Source organism: Sphingorhabdus sp. EL138, assembly GCF_900258045.1.
GTDB lineage: Bacteria > Pseudomonadota > Alphaproteobacteria > Sphingomonadales > Sphingomonadaceae > Parasphingorhabdus.
The window spans coordinates 302,111-319,138 of record NZ_OGVD01000004.1; the positions used below are offsets into that span (position 1 = coordinate 302,111).

At 52.4% G+C, this 17,028-nt stretch carries 20 protein-coding genes; 9 read left to right on the top strand and 11 right to left on the bottom strand.

Features of this window, described 5'->3' with window-relative positions; genetic code table 11:
- Positions 1–24 precede the first annotated feature (24 nt).
- Both DK507_RS11260 and DK507_RS11265 read right to left on the bottom strand, forming a co-directional pair.
- Positions 25–744 (bottom strand): TylF/MycF/NovP-related O-methyltransferase, encoded by a 720-nt coding sequence (locus DK507_RS11260; RefSeq protein ID WP_109356491.1) that lies wholly within the window; start codon positions 742–744, stop codon positions 25–27.
- Between the two features lie 146 nt (positions 745–890).
- Complete coding sequence (locus DK507_RS11265) at positions 891–2,318, bottom strand: amidohydrolase (protein ID WP_109356492.1); 1,428 nt, start codon at positions 2,316–2,318, stop codon at positions 891–893.
- Positions 2,319–2,521: 203 nt separating this feature from the next.
- On the opposite strand from DK507_RS11265, the gene DK507_RS11270 reads away from it, so the two are divergent.
- Positions 2,522–2,788, top strand: coding sequence for a hypothetical protein (locus DK507_RS11270; protein ID WP_109356493.1), 267 nt, complete (start codon positions 2,522–2,524; stop codon positions 2,786–2,788).
- 75 nt (positions 2,789–2,863) lie between these two features.
- Here the strand turns inward: DK507_RS11270 and DK507_RS11275 are convergent, their stop codons facing one another.
- From DK507_RS11275 to recF, 3 genes are read right to left on the bottom strand one after another with little or no spacing between them, the layout of a single operon-like run.
- Positions 2,864–3,442, bottom strand: a complete 579-nt coding sequence (locus tag DK507_RS11275) for a molybdenum cofactor guanylyltransferase (protein ID WP_162559017.1) — start codon at positions 3,440–3,442, stop codon at positions 2,864–2,866.
- A 40-nt stretch (positions 3,443–3,482) separates the two neighbouring features.
- Complete coding sequence (locus DK507_RS11280) at positions 3,483–4,226, bottom strand: CHAP domain-containing protein (RefSeq protein ID WP_254054355.1); 744 nt, start codon at positions 4,224–4,226, stop codon at positions 3,483–3,485.
- 47 nt (positions 4,227–4,273) lie between these two features.
- Positions 4,274–5,347, bottom strand: a complete 1,074-nt coding sequence (gene recF, locus DK507_RS11285) for a DNA replication/repair protein RecF (RefSeq protein WP_109356495.1) — start codon at positions 5,345–5,347, stop codon at positions 4,274–4,276.
- A 539-nt stretch (positions 5,348–5,886) separates the two neighbouring features.
- Between recF and DK507_RS18095 the strand changes: the two genes are divergently transcribed.
- The 4 genes from DK507_RS18095 (at position 5,887) to DK507_RS11305 (ending at position 8,624) form a co-directional block, all read left to right on the top strand.
- Positions 5,887–6,150 carry a PspC domain-containing protein gene (locus tag DK507_RS18095; protein WP_109356496.1) on the top strand — a complete coding sequence of 88 codons (264 nt, stop codon included), beginning with the start codon at positions 5,887–5,889 and terminating at the stop codon, positions 6,148–6,150.
- Between the two features lie 121 nt (positions 6,151–6,271).
- Entirely contained in the window at positions 6,272–7,225 is a 954-nt protein-coding gene (locus tag DK507_RS11295; RefSeq protein ID WP_109356497.1) for a cation diffusion facilitator family transporter, read from the top strand.
- Positions 7,226–7,693: 468 nt separating this feature from the next.
- Entirely contained in the window at positions 7,694–8,047 is a 354-nt protein-coding gene (locus DK507_RS11300) for a PilZ domain-containing protein (protein ID WP_162559018.1), read from the top strand.
- Positions 8,048–8,099: 52 nt separating this feature from the next.
- Positions 8,100–8,624: a thermonuclease family protein gene (locus DK507_RS11305; RefSeq protein ID WP_109356499.1), complete on the top strand. Its 525-nt coding sequence runs from the start codon at positions 8,100–8,102 to the stop codon at positions 8,622–8,624.
- Here DK507_RS11305 and DK507_RS11310 read toward each other — a convergent pair.
- On the bottom strand, positions 8,596–9,189 hold the full coding sequence (locus tag DK507_RS11310; RefSeq protein WP_162559019.1) for a rhodanese-like domain-containing protein: 594 nt from the start codon (positions 9,187–9,189) through the stop codon (positions 8,596–8,598). The genes DK507_RS11305 and DK507_RS11310 overlap by 29 nt on opposite strands.
- Positions 9,190–9,350: 161 nt before the next feature.
- On the opposite strand from DK507_RS11310, the gene DK507_RS11315 reads away from it, so the two are divergent.
- The gene (locus DK507_RS11315) at positions 9,351–9,989 is read left to right on the top strand and encodes a lysophospholipid acyltransferase family protein (protein ID WP_254054356.1); all 639 of its coding nucleotides are present in this window, start codon (positions 9,351–9,353) and stop codon (positions 9,987–9,989) included.
- A complete protein-coding gene (locus tag DK507_RS11320; RefSeq protein WP_109356501.1) occupies positions 9,986–10,795 on the top strand; it encodes a DUF1295 domain-containing protein in 810 nt (269 codons plus the stop codon). The genes DK507_RS11315 and DK507_RS11320 overlap by 4 nt, the downstream gene beginning before the upstream one ends.
- 2 nt (positions 10,796–10,797) lie before the next feature.
- On the opposite strand, the gene DK507_RS11325 is transcribed toward DK507_RS11320, so the two are convergent.
- The 5 genes from DK507_RS11325 to DK507_RS11345 form a co-directional block, all read right to left on the bottom strand.
- The gene (locus DK507_RS11325; RefSeq protein WP_109356502.1) at positions 10,798–11,457 is read right to left on the bottom strand and encodes a DsbA family oxidoreductase; all 660 of its coding nucleotides are present in this window, start codon (positions 11,455–11,457) and stop codon (positions 10,798–10,800) included.
- 29 nt (positions 11,458–11,486) lie between these two features.
- Positions 11,487–11,837, bottom strand: a complete 351-nt coding sequence (gene clpS / locus DK507_RS11330) for an ATP-dependent Clp protease adapter ClpS (RefSeq protein ID WP_109357639.1) — start codon at positions 11,835–11,837, stop codon at positions 11,487–11,489.
- Positions 11,838–12,073: 236 nt separating this feature from the next.
- Entirely contained in the window at positions 12,074–12,964 is an 891-nt protein-coding gene (locus tag DK507_RS11335) for a phasin family protein (protein ID WP_162559020.1), read from the bottom strand.
- Between the two features lie 202 nt (positions 12,965–13,166).
- A complete protein-coding gene (locus tag DK507_RS11340; RefSeq protein ID WP_254054357.1) occupies positions 13,167–14,024 on the bottom strand; it encodes a sterol desaturase family protein in 858 nt (285 codons plus the stop codon).
- 115 nt (positions 14,025–14,139) lie between these two features.
- Entirely contained in the window at positions 14,140–15,360 is a 1,221-nt protein-coding gene (locus DK507_RS11345; protein ID WP_109357640.1) for an AraC family transcriptional regulator, read from the bottom strand.
- Between DK507_RS11345 and DK507_RS11350 the strand changes: the two genes are divergently transcribed.
- Together DK507_RS11350 and DK507_RS11355 are read left to right on the top strand one after the other, a co-directional pair.
- A complete protein-coding gene (locus DK507_RS11350) occupies positions 15,341–16,390 on the top strand; it encodes a type III polyketide synthase (RefSeq protein WP_109356505.1) in 1,050 nt (349 codons plus the stop codon). The two genes, DK507_RS11345 and DK507_RS11350, sit on opposite strands and share 20 nt — an antisense overlap.
- Positions 16,390–16,920: an isoprenylcysteine carboxyl methyltransferase family protein gene (locus DK507_RS11355; RefSeq protein WP_109356506.1), complete on the top strand. Its 531-nt coding sequence runs from the start codon at positions 16,390–16,392 to the stop codon at positions 16,918–16,920. Before DK507_RS11350 ends, DK507_RS11355 begins: the two co-directional genes overlap by 1 nt.
- Positions 16,921–17,028 lie beyond the last annotated feature (108 nt).

The window sequence follows — 17,028 nt, forward strand, 5'->3', positions numbered from 1 at the left end:
ACGGCCCCGATCCGATCTGCAGAGTCAGGCTTGGCGCCGCAAAATCGGATTGGGGCCGTCTTCAAAAACATAGGGGGGGTTGAGGGATAGGAACTCTTCAACTGCTGTTCGGCAGCCGCCGTAATCGTGAAAATCATCAATCACAATCACGCCGCCCGGACTCAGCTTCGCCGCAATAGACTTCAGGCAATAGGCGACAGGTTCGTACCAGTCGCAATCGACATGCGCAAAGGCCAGTCTGTCCACATTAGCGCCTGACCATGTATCTTCGAACAAGCCTTTATGCAGAAAAATACCATTTTTACCGACCGTTAGCCCATGGCGGGCAAAACTGTCTTTGACGTCCGAGAATAAATCGTCCCTGTAACCATAGTAGGACTCGCCACCGATACCGCGCGATGTTCCTGATTTAATGGTTTCGTACCGGGATTTCGATTTATGATCGTCTTTCTCAGAGGTCGGTTCGGGGATCATGCCAAAAACGTCAAAGCCATGAAACTGGCGATTTTCACGCTGACTGGCAATGAGAATGGCTGAACCGCCCAGGGCCACTCCAAACTCGGCAAAGTCTCCTTCGACGCGGCTGACTGATTTCAGCGCGTCCTCGATCCTTATCAACTTGGCCGGAGCGAGGTAGGTCAACCCTTCCCGTAATATCGTCCGGGAAAGTTGTGAAAGGCCATAGGTGCTGAAGCGATGACGTATACGCCGCGCCAATGGACGAAGGGGGATAGGCAAAGCCATAGATCCACAATAGTCTGAAGACGTTGGATAACCAATTCGTCTTCCGGCCGTTGAGCGGTCTCAGAACCCAAAAAAAGCACGTCCCTTCGGATTTGACCGACGTCGATAGAATCTATGGTAAAGGGCGCAGTCGACTCTACGGCTTCCTACTTGCGATAATCGAGCGGTGGTTTTCGGTCACCCAACAGCGACTTATACTTATAATCCGGACCCCGTGCTTTATCGAATTCGGCCTTGGCTTCGGCCCGCAACTCGGGATTGGTATAAAGCTCAATTGCGGCAAGGGTCAGTGTTTTTGCAGCCACCTGCGTGCCTTTGAACCCGATCGACATGCCGCTGGCTGCCGACGACTGCCAGCTATGGGCAGAGGTTCCCGGAACCCAGGTTGCGGTGCTCAGGCCGACCGTCGGGGTGGCATAAGACACATCACCTACGTCGGTAGAGCCATAACCAAGGGTCACATCATAGGGCTGTATCTCGGCCTCACTGCCGAGTTTCAGTTTCGGATTGTTGAAGCTGGCATATATGCGCTCGGCGAATTTTTGCTCTTCGGGCGTATAGGTTATGCCGCCAATCTGCCGTAATTTGGCATCCACCATTTTGGCCAACGGTTCGTTGACAAGCAACGGGTTGTTACCGTGAATGACCTCCCAATCGACTTTGGTACCAGTGCCCAATGCAGCGCCGCGGGCGGCATCTTCCAGGCGTTTCCATATCGCATCAACGCCGTCCGGATCGGGGTGACGGACATAGTAAAAAACTTCGGCGAAATCAGGTACGACGTTGGGCGCAGTACCGCCTTCGGTAATGACATAGTGGATACGCGAATCCTGCGGCACATGCTCGCGCATCATGTTGATCATAAGGTTGAATGCCTCGACGCCGTCCAGCGCAGATCTCGCTTTTTCCGGAGCACCAGCCGCGTGAGCAGACACGCCTTTGAAACGGAATTTGGCAGACCGATTGGCCAATGTGGTCCGTGCAGCCGCCGAATTTTCGTCATCAGCATGCCAGTGGAGGGTGAAATCAACATCGTCGAACAAGCCCGCTCTAACCATGTAGACTTTGCCGCTGCCACCTTCTTCGGCCGGTGTTCCGTAGAGTCGAACCGTTCCCGGAGTCCCGGTCTCGTCGAGCCATTTCTTCACGGCAATAGCGGCTTCCACCGATCCTGCCCCGAACAGATTATGACCGCAAGCGTGAGAAGCGTCTTTGCCCGCGATGGGCGATCTTGTCGCAACGGCGTCCTGATTAATGCCGGGCAGGGCATCAAATTCAGCGAGGATGGCAATGATCGGACCGCCATTGCCATATTCTGCAACAAAGGCAGTCGGGATTTCTGCTACGCCCGCCTCAATCTGGAATCCCTGCGCGCGCAGGCTTTGTTGCAGCAGGCCGCTGGCTTTTTCTTCTTGATAGCCGACTTCTGCCCATTCCCAGATTTGACGAGCCACGCTGGCGGTTTCATCATAACGCGCATCAATTCCCATAAGGATTTCAGCTTCTTTGCTGTCTTGTGCGTGTACCGAAGCCGGCAATGCGGCAAGCGCGAATAGATAAACCAAGCGTTTCATAAAATACCCCATAGTGATCATTGCCAGAAGGTTGGCACAACATTGGCCAGTTGCGCAACAATATTACGGGGCTCGCACTTTTTGCAATAAACGCAGGTCAATTGCAAAAATGCAACTCGCGGGTGCAACATTTCACATTGCAACTTACTTTTATGTAAGCATACTGGTTTTGCATCCTCCCTAACTCTCATTGGAGATCCACTATGAACAAGTTTACTTCTATCATCCTCGGAGCAGCCGCGCTTTCGCTGACGGCTCCTGCAGCATTTGCCGCTGACGCAGAACGTAATGATCGCCTCTATGATGCTTCGGGTTCGAGCGTTGCCAAGGTCAACCGTGTTGCTGATGACGGCGATGTACTGGTCATCTACAAAGGCAAAGTGCGCCGGGTTCAGGCTGAAACACTGACCAAAACCGATGGCAAGTTGATGACATCAATGACCAAAAAAGAAATTCGCCGCCTGAAATAATGGGTCGCGGAGGGACAGTGTTCCTCTGTCAGGCAGTGAAAATGAAAGCCGGTGCACCCCCTCATGCGCCGGCTTTTATATTTGGGTTTCCGCAGCAGCCAGATCCTCAGGCGTGTTGATGTTGATAAATGCGTCTTCATCATGCCATGTTACCAACTTCGCATCACATTGCCGGACCAGCCAGTGCAGCGATGGAGATCGTTCGCCGACATCATGTGTTCCCCGCACACTATTGACGATATCGCAGCGCCAGTAGCCAAAAACCGGGTGCAGGCGTCTAGGGCCTTGCGCAACTGAGCAGCCGGAAACCGAGCTTAGTCGCGATATGATATCATCAGGCGCAAAAGGTGCATCTACCGGTATTGTAACGAAGCCTGTCGCCTCCGCGCACAATATTGGCAATTGCGCAGCAATCGTAAAAATTGCACCAACCGGGCCGCCCGGCATATCGGGATCATCCGAGATGATATCGAGGCCGGTATGAAAATCATCGGGCGCTGATAGCCATATCCGGTCTACCGAAGGCTGGTATCGTGCTATGGCCCGGTCGATCAACCGCTGTCCGTCAAGTCGGATAGTCGCTTTTTCCCGGCCCATACGGCGAGACATACCGCCAGCTAAAATGATAAGGCAGATGGGGGGATTGTCATTCATCTTTTGCTCCAGCGCGGATGGCACTGCAGCCGTTCTGGCTTTAGCTGCCCACTCTGTCCAGCAATTCTCCGATGAGATCGGTTGGCTGAGCGTCATCTAACCGGTTATCTGCCAGCTGTTCCCGTTGTGCCTGCTGTTCCAGTTCGGACTTCATGTTTCGGGCAAAAAGATTGCGGTTGGGCGCCCTGGGCTGGTGAACGGCAGTTGTCGCAGCCCATTGTCTGCCCACATTTTTCCGAAAATCGCTTGATTTCTCATTGGGATAGATAAACCCATTCACTGGATAGGCAGTTTTGCCGAGCGCCCCAATCGGCGCATACCAGATCTTTACGCGGCTCCAGTCTCCATTTGGCGAAACATCAACGGCGGCAACGCTGCGTTCAATCTGTCCGCGACGACCGTTAATCGGGGACCAGTTGGCGTGGTCCAGCAAAATGTTACGGTCATCAATAATCTGGCTAACAACAGCAACATGACCTAGCCGCATTTTGCCATGGCTCTTGAGTGAGAGGACCGCGCCGAGCTGTGGAACATTACCGCGCTCATAAGCAAAGCGTGCCTGTCGCCACCACGTATGGGCGTCGCCGTAAATCTGGATACCGCTCTGTTCGCGGGCGAAGGGAACGCATTGCAAATATGCTGATTGCGAACCGTCAGCCGCACGAGCCATGGCAGGGAATAATATTGCCTGCAGCACCAGCAAGATAGGTATGATCGCACCGCCCAGTTTCTTGAGGAGCTCAACCAGCCTGTCTGACGTGATATTTTTGACAGCGATCTGCATGGAGCCGATCTACGTGAAAGGCGCAAATTCCTGGCTAAAATAATTGGTTAACGCTTTGTAACTCTGCCCTCGGCGACCTGGAAATGCATGGCGTGATCGGGCACATCTTCAAATAATCCCGGTTCGGTGCCGGTTAGCCAGACTTGCCCGCCTTTCTCTGCAAGCTGCCCGAACAGGGTTGCGCGGCGTCGGGGATCCAGATGGGCCGCCACTTCATCTAGCAACAGGATCGGGCGGCTCCCTCTCTGTTCGGTGATAAGGTCGGCATGTGCCAATATGATCGAGAAAAGCAGAGCTTTCTGCTCTCCGGTTGAGCATTTTTCCGCCGCTTGGTCCTTTGTTCGGTGAAAGACGGTCAGGTCAGCGCGGTGTGGTCCTTTCAATGTGCGCCCCGCGGCCCGGTCTGCCTGGCGGCTTGCCCTCAGTGCCTCCAACAAAGCTGACTGGTTGCGCAGCTCGTCATCATCCAGATTGAGTCGGGCTGCAGCGAAGAGTCCGTTATCGGTCATCGCAAGGGCCTTGTTCAAAGCCTCTGTAATACGGAAACGGGCTTCTGCCAGAGTGCTGCCAAAGTTCGCAAGCTGCCCATCCAGCGCGTCCAGCCATTCCGCATCCGGCATATATTCGTCGGCCAACAACCGATTGCGCTCGCGCCTCGCGGCATCATAGCGCGTGCAGTTGCGGGCATGATCAGGCTCCAGCGCGGTGACAAGACGATCCAGAAAGTTACGCCGTCCCGAGGCACCTTCCATGAACAGGCGATCCATTGCGGGGGTCAGCCATAATATTGATAGCCATTGCGCCAGATCATTAGTGGGTACGGCGGCGCCATTGACGCGCGTTTTCCTGCGCTCCGGATATTCTGCGCTGGTGCCGGTGCCCAGTTGAACATCGTCCAGTTCGGCCGCCACCGCGAAGTCGCCAGCACCGCCTTCAAAGGCGATGTCTTTAAGTGCCGCTCGGCGTAAGCCACGCCCCGGCGAGAGTAGCGATACCGCTTCCAGTATATTGGTCTTTCCGGCCCCGTTTTCGCCACTCAGCACGACAAAGCCGGGCGTAGTCTCCAAGCGCAGCTGCGGATAGTTTCTGAAATTTTGCAGGGTGAGCCGGGAAATCGTCATGACAGGACGTCACTCCTAGCCGTGCAGCGATATGATGAGAAGAAAATTCGCAAGCTGAGGTAGGCTTGTTCATATCTTATTCACATAATGCTAAAGGTTAGTAAATGACACCAAATAGTGGTTTTAGACAATTTTACAATTGATGGTGAATCGACATAAGTATATGAAATATAAGAAGAACATGAAACTGGCACGGCTTGTGCAACGTATGAGACATCTTCGCCAACACAACCGCGAAGCCCAGTTTTTAAATTAGAAGGAAATCAAAAATGTTCGCCAATGTTTCAAACAATATCACCGCCGCTTTCGCCGCTTTCGTTTCTGCCGCTGTCTTCATCGGTGCCAGCGTTGGACCAGCGATCAACAATGCCGGCTCTCTGGTAATCTAATTTTTCTCCAAACCCCCTGAAAGGAAATATCATGACCTACGAACTCCAAAATAAGTTTCTTGCCGGCTTTGCCGCTCTTTTCTCAGCTGCGATTTTTGTGAGCGCCAGCATCGCTCCAGCCATCAACAACGCCGGTTCAATGGTGATCTGATGGCGGACAAGAACAAATCCACCGGTTCCACGCCAACCAGCTGGCCTGAACCCATTTCATCAAACAAACGGAAGAATAATCCTGTGAAAAATAAACTGAAACTCGACAAGGCCAATGGCAAGCTGATGGGCGTATGTTCCGGCCTTGCAAACTGGAGCGGCATGGACGCCAATCTGCTGCGTATCATCTTCGTACTCGCAACGATCTTTGGCTTCGGTTCTGCGATCATTATCTATCTCGCCATCGGCCTGATTGTCGACTAATTGCAGAGATAATATCGCCCATATGATATAACATACAGAAAACATTGAATAATAACCATAGACCGCTCTGATAAATCCGTGTATTTAATGACTAGTCATTGAGTAATTTATCGGAGCGCGGATGTCCGGCCACCACCATCATCACGGACATATTTTCCACAGCCATCATGATCGCCATGGCCCGCACGGCCATATGCCGACGAATTTTAGCCGCGCGTTCGCACTCGGCATTACGCTCAATATCATCTACATCATAATCGAGGTAACTTACGGGGTGCTGTCAGGCTCGATGGCCTTGCTCGCCGATGCCGGTCACAACCTTTCCGACGTATTGGGACTCGCTGTCGCATGGGCTGGAGCGGAGCTTGCCAAGCGGCCGCCGAGCAGACAGTTTACCTATGGTCTTGGTGGGTCGTCCATATTGGCCGCTTTACTCAATGGACTGTTTCTGCTGGTCGCTTGCGGCGCAATTGCTTGGGAAGCGATCGAGAGGTTCAGTGCCCCCAGCGAAGTAGCCTCCACGACTGTCATCATCGTTGCCTCTATCGGCATCATTATCAATTTCGGAACCGCGATGCTGTTCCTCCGCGGGCAGAAGGAAGACATCAACATTCGCGGCGCGTTTCTGCATATGATGGCAGATGCAGGTGTTTCAGCCGGTGTCGTCGTTGGCGGGATTGCGATTTTCTATACCGGATTTAACTGGATCGACCCCTTGATCAGCCTGTTCATCGTTGCGTTGATCTTTTGGAGCACTTGGGGGTTACTATCGGAAGCCGTGCGTATGTCCCTGGCAGGTGTTCCGCGGGATATTGATGTGGAAGAGGTTTTTGACGCTCTATCAGATTTCCCCGGTGTAGAAACTGTGCATGATCTGCATATCTGGCCGATGAGCACCAGTGAAACGGCGATGACAGCGCATCTGGTCATTCCGGGCGGCCATCCCGGCAAAGGGTTTCTGGCGGACGTGCAGACATCCATGAAGAAACGGTTCGCAATTCACCATATCACAATCCAGATCGAGTTGGAGGATGAAGAGGCCGATCTCTGTCAAACCGATTGCGGGTCGGGTTAATGCTCTGATTTTGTGCGGTTGAGGGTCCAAAGTTCACACAGTTCACACGTATTTTTCCTCACCTGCAAAGCGCTCATGCTGAGCGCGACCAATAGGACAGTTTTCTATATCCAGCTGTCCAAAGTTCACACAATTCACACATCATTTTGTGGAACGGAAATTTATTCAGAATTGAGAATGAGCCGGATGAAATCTATCATATGAAAACATGTGTAGGAAAGCAGTTTGCGGCCGACGCATCTTGACAGGTCTTTGAAAGGCCAGTGCTGGTTAACGGCAAAAAACCACAGAAAACCGGTAAATTAAGCGGGTATCACCCAAGGGCATTAACCATGCAAAACAGGGGAGCTGTTAACCTTTGCCTAATCATCTACTGGTATTTGAATAAGACAAGATGTCGGTTGGTTTTAAAAATATATGAAATCATCGACAGCAATATCATCTTGTCATTTTCAGGTTCGGAATTTCATGAGCGACAGCAATGTAAAAGGTCTGCAAGGAAAGCGCATCAAGCGCGGTGACCACCGGGTTTCCACGCGTGCCGGGGTTGAGATTTCTGCTGAAGTCCGCGAACCGGGATTGGGCCGGGTTGAAGCGATGATTATCGACCTGTCGCTGTCCGGGTTTCGCATGCGTTGTATGACCCGGTTGACCGGCGAAAAGAATATATTCATGGGCTTGCCCTCCTTTGCCGCGATAGAAAGCAAAATTTGCTGGGTAGAGGGTGACTATTATGGCTGTGAATTTGTTCAGGCCCTGCATCCAGCGGTATTTGATCATATCGTATCGAAATATCCGACGCTGAAAATGGCGGCTTCCTGATCGCCCTCTGATCATCATTGCGTGACTTTGGCAATTCGCTAGTCTCGCAGACATGGCTCGCAAATATTTCGGTAAATTTGGAACCACATTGCTGTTCCTGGCTGTTATTGGTGGCGCATGGGTTTTGATGCGCTGGGTTAACCCGGCAGAGATCATCGTCATTAATGGCGAACAGGTTAGCGTGATTGACGGAGACAGCTTTCGGGATGCGGATATGGAATATCGCATCTACGGTATTGATGCGCCGGAATATCGCCAATCATGCAAAGATGCCGCAGGGCAAGATTGGCCTTGCGGCAAACAGGCACGCGCGGCGCTGGAAGAGAGTTTGGGTGCTGGCGACTATAGCTGCGATGTTCATGCCCGGGATCAATATGGGCGAACTATCGTAACCTGCATAAGCGACGACAAAGACCTTGGTGCTCACATGGTGTCTGAAGGCCATGCGATATCATCTGATAATTTTGATCAGGTCATTTACGGGGCCGAAGAAGCGCAAGCGGAAAATGCCAAGCGCGGAATCTGGCAAGGCACTTTTGAAAAACCGTCTAGTTGGCGCGCGTCGCATCCAAGGTAGCAGGACTGCGTAAAGATTGTGCATCCAGCGTGAAGGGAGAAGGTTCTCCGGTCCAGTTCGCGCGCGGATCGGCAATATGGGTCACCCCGTCCAGTTCATAGATATTCTCATAGCCATAGCCGTAAAGGTTTATAAAAGTTGGGATATTCAACGCCAATGGCGCGCGTTTCAGAACGATCGGCGGAACATTGTCGCGAAAGTTATTATTGCAGTAGATCAAGATCGGCCGCGATTTTTCGCCCAATATCTTGGTCAGCTTTTCTTCGGTGAAATCGGAGAACGGAATATTGATCGCGCCGTCAATATGACCCTGCGCAAAGGCAGCGGCGGAACGGGTGTCCAAAATGACAGCGTTTGGTTGCTTTGCCACTATGTTAAAACGATCCAGATCGATCAGCCGGCCGGTACGATATTCGGATAGCTGCTCGGTGAGTTGCAGAAAGCCTGCATAGTCCACCTGAGGATTGCGCGGTGTTTCAGCGGGTTGCCCTGTTTGTGCTATAGTGGGCTGTATAGCGAGAATTGAGAGGATGGTGGCTGATGCCAATAGCGGTGATATTTTCATGAATGCTGTCCCTCCAGATGCCATAGCCGCAAAATCTAGACATTTCGGATTGCCAAAAGCTGAACCGCGGGTAATTGGCGAGGCACATCTGCCGTTGCGCTTGGGGGAAATGGACCTATTGTCATTTCACAGCTGCGAGCGGGATCGCAAACGGGGGAAGCGTGCACGATAATATCAAACCAAACTGGTTGTCGGAGATTGTCCGGCGCTTTTCCGTGTTCGTCTACACCATTACCGGGTGGACAGCCGTTCAGGAAAACCCGGCGCCGCGCAAATGCGTGATCATTGCCGCGCCGCATACCAGCAACTGGGACTTCATCTACTTTTTCGGGCTGACCAACAAGCTGAAGATCCAGTCCTACTGGATCGGCAAGGATACGCTGTTCAAATGGCCGTTCGGCGACATGATGCGGCGAATGGGCGGTATTCCGGTCGACCGGTCCAAATCGAACAACATGGTCGATGCGATGGTCGCGGAGTTTGAGAAGCGCGATGACTTCATACTTACCATTCCGCCAGAAGGGACGCGCGGCAACGTTCGGCAATGGCGAACCGGCTTCTACTATATTGCGCTGAAGGCCAAAGTCCCGCTGATCATCGGGATGATGGACTATGCCAAGAAAACCGGTGGGCTTGGGCCGCAGATTGAGGTGACCGGCGATTATGAAGCCGATATGGCGAAGGTCAGCAGTTTTTATCACAGCGTCACGCCGAAATTCCCGGAAAAAGCCATGGATGATATCGTCCACACCAATCCCGACCCGGAACCGGGCGCGGGGAAACCGGGAGAAGAGCGATGACCTTGCTCGCAGCCCTCGGCCTGAATCTTGTTCTGCTGGTCGCGGTCATGATCATTCTCTGGCTGGTTTCCATAAAAATCCGTGATGTGTCCTTTATCGATGCCTTCTGGGCCTATGGCATGGCGATCATGGCGGGCGCATCCATTTGGCAAGTGGGAAATGCAGGCTGGTTGGGTTGGACGATCTTTGGTTTGACCGTTACCTGGGGCGTGCGGCTGGGCACGCATCTTTACTTGCGTTGGAGCAAGGAGGGCGAGGATCCGCGCTACACCAAGATCATCGGCACCGCGATGAAGAAAAAGGGCTGGAGTTTTGCGAAAACGGCTTTGATAAAAGCGTGGGTATTGCAGATTCCGCTGCTTTTCATGGTCTGTTTGCCGGCTCAAATCGGCATATTGCTATCGGGTGATCAGGGCCTTGGGCCGGTGGCGATAATCGGGCTAGTGCTAGCGATTATCGGCATCGCTTTCGAGACGATCGGGGATGCGCAGCTCAAGGCGTTCAAGGCGGATCCGTCGAATAAAGGCAAGGTGCTGGATACCGGGCTTTGGCGTTATACCCGTCATCCCAATTACTTTGGTGACTTTTGCACCTGGTGGGGCATTTGGCTGGTCGCGGCGCAAGTCGGCTGGCCAGCGTGGGTAGCGATCATCGGGCCTTTGTTCCTCAGCTTCACGCTAACCAAATGGAGCGGCGCACCCATGCTGGAATATGCGCTGCGCAAGAACCGGCCGGATTATGTGGATTATATCGAGCGAACGTCTGGTTTCTTTCCGATGCCGCCCAAGAGATCGCCGAATAAGTAGGTTCAGGCCGCCGCGGCCAATACCTTATTCTCGATAATCTGGGCAAAGACGTCGCTGTCCTGTGCGCCGGGGACCATGAATTTCTTATTGAAGATAAACGCCGGAACGCCGGAGATGAAACGGTCTTGCCACTGTGCTTCGACAGCGCGAACATCAGCCGCGTACATATCACTGGCCAGCAGGCTGCGGACGCGTTTTTCATCCAGACCGACGGCAACAGCCACTTCGGTCAATATTTCATGATCGCTGACGTCTTTACCGTCGGTGAAATGGGCCTTGAACAAAGCCAGTTTTAGCGCGGTCTGCTTGCCGGTTTCCCCCGCCCAGTGGAGCAAGCGGTGAGCATCAAATGTGTTCACCATCCGCATATTTTCATGATAGCTGAACTCAAAGTCGAGATCGCTGCCAGCATTGCGCAACCGCTCACGATTGGCTTTGCTTTGCTCCGGAGTAGCGCCATATTTCTGCGCCATATGTTCGTTAATATCCTGCCCCTCGGGCGGCATGTTCGGGTTGAGTTCAAATGCATGCCAGGCGAGGGCGAATTCCGCTTTGCCCTCAAAGCGTTGCATAGCCTGTTCGAGCTTTTTAAAACCAATGATACACCAAGGGCAGACCACGTCCGAGACAATATCTACGGTAATTACCGGGGTCTCTGACATATCTATTTCCTTATATAATTGGTGTCGGGTCAGGCTTTTTCTAAAGTGCACTGCAAGGGGTGCTGGTTCTTGCGCGCGAAATCCATGACTTGCGTAACCTTGGTTTCCGCCACTTCATAGCTGAATGTCCCACAAATGCCGACGCCTTTCTGGTGGACATGCAGCATGACCCGGGTCGCTTCATCAATATCCATCTGGAAAAAGCGTTTGAGTACCAGCACGACAAATTCCATCGGTGTGTAATCGTCGTTGAGCAGCAGGACTTTGTAGGGATTGGGTTTCTTGGTCTTGGTCCGTGTTTTGGTGGCGATGCCGAGATCGGTATCATCGCTGTCCCCGGTACCGTTATTGTCCGCGCCGTCATCATCATCCCCGGCCATCTGCTCGCGCAATTTTGCCGCTTCGCTGCCTTCGAAAAAGAGTGCGGCGGCGTCAATTGATGTGGGGGAGAGAATCTCTACTTCAGTCATGTCGAACAGGATATGGTATTTTCACCCTTCAGGGCAAGTGGCGGATTGATCAATTGGCGATGATTTTACGATAAATCGACCCGAGACGAGCAAAAGAAAAAGGCCGCTCCCGGGGGAACGGCCTTTTGCATGACGATGAAAGCGGCTTAAGCGGCTTTCTGAATTTCCTTGCGGATGGTGCTGACGCGATCAGCGATTGGCTGATAGGCTTTACCCGCCAATTTGGTCACGGCATCCATGTTGTTAGAGGTCTGGTCCATAACCCGGTCCAGGCTGCTGCGCATGAAGTCAGCTTGCATTTCAACAAAATCTTTTGGCGTAGCAACATTGAAAGAGTTTTTCAGAACGTTGCTGGCTTCCGCGAAGTTTTCGCGGGTATATTTAACGTTGGTCTTGCCGATTTCCTGAGCGCCTTTAGCGGTGATCTTGCCGCTTTCAACCAGGGTTTCAACGTTCAGACGGTTGAATTCAACAGCATCTTTGGAAACTTCAACAGCACGGTCAGCAACTTCTTTAGCGCGTTCCTGAGCGGTTGCGGTCAGCTTTTCAAGCTGTGCCTGCAATTTGGCAGCCATGTCCTGAAGAGCTTTCTTGTTGGTTGCAGCGGCTTTTGGAGCAGCTTTTTTCACGGTTTTCTTCGCAGGTGCTTTCTTTGCGGTGGTTTTCTTTGCGGTTGTCATTTTGGTCGTTCCTTTTTTAACAGTCTTTTTCGCGGTTGTTGCGGCGCGTTTCGGAGCGGCTTTGCGCTTCGTAACAGTCTTTTTAGGAGCCGCCTTGGTTGCTGCAGGCTTCTTTGCAGCGGGTTTTGAAGCCGTTGTTTTTGTTGGAGCAGCAACCGGCTTTTTCGCGGCAGGAGCCGGAGCGGTTGTTGTTGCGGTCTTTGATGCTGGTGTGGCGGCTGCTTTTGGAGCAGGCGCTTCTTCAGCGGTTACAGGTTCTGCGGATGCAGCGGCAGCATAAGCCGCTTCAGCAGAGAGGCTGGCGGGCTTGTTAGCAGCCGGAACAGCCTTTGTATCAGTCGTTTTCGTATCAGCCATCTTTGCTTCCATTTGTTTGTTGCAGTGCACAAATAGGGAAGGATTACGCCAAAGTCAAGAAAAAATGCTGCAGTGCACAAAAAATGCAAGAAACCGATAAAAACATAATAATAACAAATATATAAAAGATATTCCAAATATCTATCTACCAGCAAAACCTATAAATTAGCATGGAAATTATAGACTTTGCTGTCCTGCAACATCAAATCAGATTGACCGTGGTTGCCACTGCGAGCAGCGAGAAGGCAGCGATACAGATATTGGCGGTGGCTCCGACCGAAAGGCGGATCGGTTTGGCGACGGCATCGAAACGGGCTTCATAATCGGGATGCTCTGTACCCATCATCCGGTCCCACCAGGTGAAGTAGAGGCCGAAATTGCTGTTGCCCTGACTATGGTGCAGGTCATGATGGGTGGTCGTGGTGATCCAGCCGACAAATTTATTGCGCGTCCAGCCCGCGGGGAACAGTTCGACGCCTGCATGACCCATGACATTGCGGATGATCATATGGGCAAGGAACAGGAAGATCGCAAAAGGATACATGCCAGCGGAAAAGAGTGAGAACATGAACAGATAGAGGGGTACAAAGGCTGCCTCTGCCATCGCCTCGAATGACGAGAAGCTATAGGCGGCCCATGGTGTTGGCGTGCGTGACTTATGATGATGCAAATGGGAGAAACGGAACATCGTTTTCGTATGCAGCCAGCGATGCATCCAATAGAAATAGGCATCATGGGCAACAATCATCGCCAAAAGCTGTATGATAAACAATGGCCAGAATATCTCACCGGTTATGACGGAGATCCAGCCAGAGGCTTCCAGTAATACGGTACTGATGGTGGTGAGCCCGAAAACCAAGACTGTGCGCATGGATGATAAAAATTCGCGCTTATAATCCCCGATACCGGCCTTGCGTGTCTGGATCCGCCTGGCGGCGCTCCATTTGCCAAACGCCCACAGGATTAAAGACAATGTACCCGCAGCAATCAGATAGCGTCCCAGATCAAAGGTGAAAGCACCGATCATGTGGTCCACTATGGCATCAAAAAGTTCAGGCATGTCATTCTCCATCAAAAGCAGTTTTGGTTTGATGAAGGTAAAGTGACAGAAAGCTTGGCCTGCCTCTCTGCAATGCTGAAAAATGCTGTGCGATTTTGAAAATGATCAGACTATTTCAGTTTTGATCAATTGCTGCCTTGCGAAAATCGCTAGGTGTTTGGCCGGTTTCGGCGCGAAACGCGCGATTGAACGGGGCAAGCGATCCATAGCCCAAATCCATCGCGATTGTCAGAATCGGCAAGTCAACATGCGCGCGATCCGACAGTTTTTCCTTGGCTTCGGTGATTCGATAGCCGTTGAGAAAGGATGAAAAATTGCGATGGCCGAGCTGCTTGTTGATCAGTGCGCGCAAACGGTGCTCAGGCGTATCCAATTTAGAAGCCAGTGTCGCTATGGTTAGCGACGGTTCGCGATATTGTCCTTCTTCCATCGCGGTGATGAGCTTGTCGTGCAACACGGTTTCCGATGGTGAAAGATTTAGAACAGGACGGACCGGTCGCTTGTCCGTGGTAAGTTTAGAAAACAAATCCCCATCTGCCGTTAACACCGCCATCCCTGCGCCCAGAACGAGGATCAGGATCAGCATCGCATTGATCGCTGATACAATCGGGATATTGTCCGTAGCATCAAAGAAAAGCTCGTAGGTCAAAACACCACCGACCTGTAGTCCGACAAATATCGGAAGATACATCCTGATTCGCCGGCGTTTTTCTATAAGGTCATCAACGCGGCCTGTTAGGGCGATAATGATCAGGTGAACGACCAGCGCGAGGGACAGGAGACGGATCGCATAGAAGGTAAACCATTGCTTGTCCGGCATGGTGACGGCAACGATCCACAATAGCGTAAGCAATATGGGTACGGCGATTAGCAATGGCTTGGCAATGCGGCGCTCAAACAGCTGATGCGCAAATACCCATGCCCAGACGGTTGTTGATATCGAGAGAAAGTCAATGGCTCTGCGCCAGGGAAACGGTGGTGCCAGCGTGACCGATGAATTGATCAAATAGGCCATCGAACTGATCAGCACGCCGAGCAGCGATATTTTCAGATCCCGTCGGGTCCGGCTTGTCAACAGCACAGCAATGATCATAATCTGCCCACCCAGCGTGAGCAGTCGCAAAGTCGTATCGACCAGTGCCAGATCTATTCCGCCGATGGCTATACCCTTCCCTGTTATATGCCATGCTAACCCATCTTCGGCAGTTCGCAACGGGAATATATGCGATACGTCCGTTCGGGCATGATGCCGATTATTCTTTTGTTTCTGAAACAGCTGTGTGTAACAGCTTAGGCATGCAGCGCGAATATGTCCCATGTCCCAACTGAGATCCATCGCAACGGCCCTTCCTGACCACAAGATCAGCCAAGAGGATGTTCTGGAAGTGCTGGCAAAGGCACGCGGATCGGCTTTGCCCGCGCGGTTGAAGCAGATATTGGGCAATAGCGGTATTGATCATCGTTACATCGCGCGGGAACCGGATTATTATCTGGAGCAGCGCAGCTGGCCGGAGCGTGCGCAAATTTATGATGAAGTGGGAAGGGCGCTGGCGGAGGGTTCGGCGACAGCAGCCTTGGCAAAATCCGGCCTGCGGCCTGCTGATATTGATGTGATCGTCATGATCTCCACAACCGGTACGATGACGCCGTCCATTCCGAGCCGGTTGATCGAGACAATGGACTTTCGCCAGTCGGTGCAGACCGTGCCGGTCTTCGGCTATGGCTGTGCAGGCGGCATATTGGGGATAAGATTGGCCAATGATCTGGCAGATGCAAATGGCGGCCAGAATGTGTTGCTGATCTCGCTGGAGCTTTGCAGTCTTTCCTATGACGATAGCCAATTTGACAAGAAGAACATGATTGCAACCGCGCTGTTTGCCGACGGTTGTGCAGCGGCTGTCCTGACCGGAAGGAACGGGCAGGGCGCGAACCCGTCTTTCCGCGCATTTGATCAGAAAACCTGGCCGGATACGCGTGACATGATGGGTTGGGATATTGGTGAAACCGGATTTGACCTTGTGCTGGCGCGCGATATCCCGACTTTTGTGGCCAAGGATTTTACGCCGTTTTGCGATCAGTTCCTCAGCGAACATGGTCTGGAAAAATCGAATATGGCCGAGCCGGCCTGTCATCCCGGTGGCGGCCGCGTGGTGGAGGCTCTGGAAGACTATTTCGCGCCGGAACTGCCGGGCATTCCGGCGACCCGCGAGGTGCTGAAACATCATGGTAATATGTCATCGCCGACGGTGTTGTTCGTACTCGAAAAATTACTAGAGGATAATCCTCAGAAACCTGTCCTGATGACAGCGCTTGGTCCCGGCTTTACATCCGTGCTCGGCATATTGGACCCGGCGGGAGCAGATTGATGGATGGTTTAGGCGCAATTTTTACGACTCCCCCGACCCTTGTCACATGGGTTCTGATCTACATTGTTGTGCAGCGTCTTGCCGAACTGGTCTATGCAAATGGCAATACCAAGCGGCTGCTGTCCGAAGGCGGGGAGGAATTTGGCGCTGATCACTATCACTGGTTCATCTTTCTCCACAGTGCCTGGCTGGCAGTTATCTTCCTGCTGGTCGATCCGTTGCGCGAGTTAAACCCGATCATGCTCGCGCTGTTTGTCAGTACGCAGATTCTACGTGTGTGGACGCTCGCTTCCATCGGCCGGTGGTGGACGACAAGGATCATCTCTGCCCCGCATTTCGACCGGGTCCGGCGCGGCCCGTACAAATATATCCCGCACCCCAATTATCTGGTCGTGGTGCTCGAAATCGCCATCGTGCCCCTGCTTATGGGATTGCCGTGGGTAGCGCTTGTCTTTTCAATCCTGAACGCGGTTCTGCTACGCCACCGGATCAAAGTGGAAAACGAGGTATTGGGACAGCGCGGCGCCTAGAATTTGGCGGCAAGCTGTATGACGGATTGACAAAATCCGGACGTCCGAAGTGTTACCACTGCATATATCGCCCAAATCCGGATTAATTTCGATTTGAAACAACCGTTT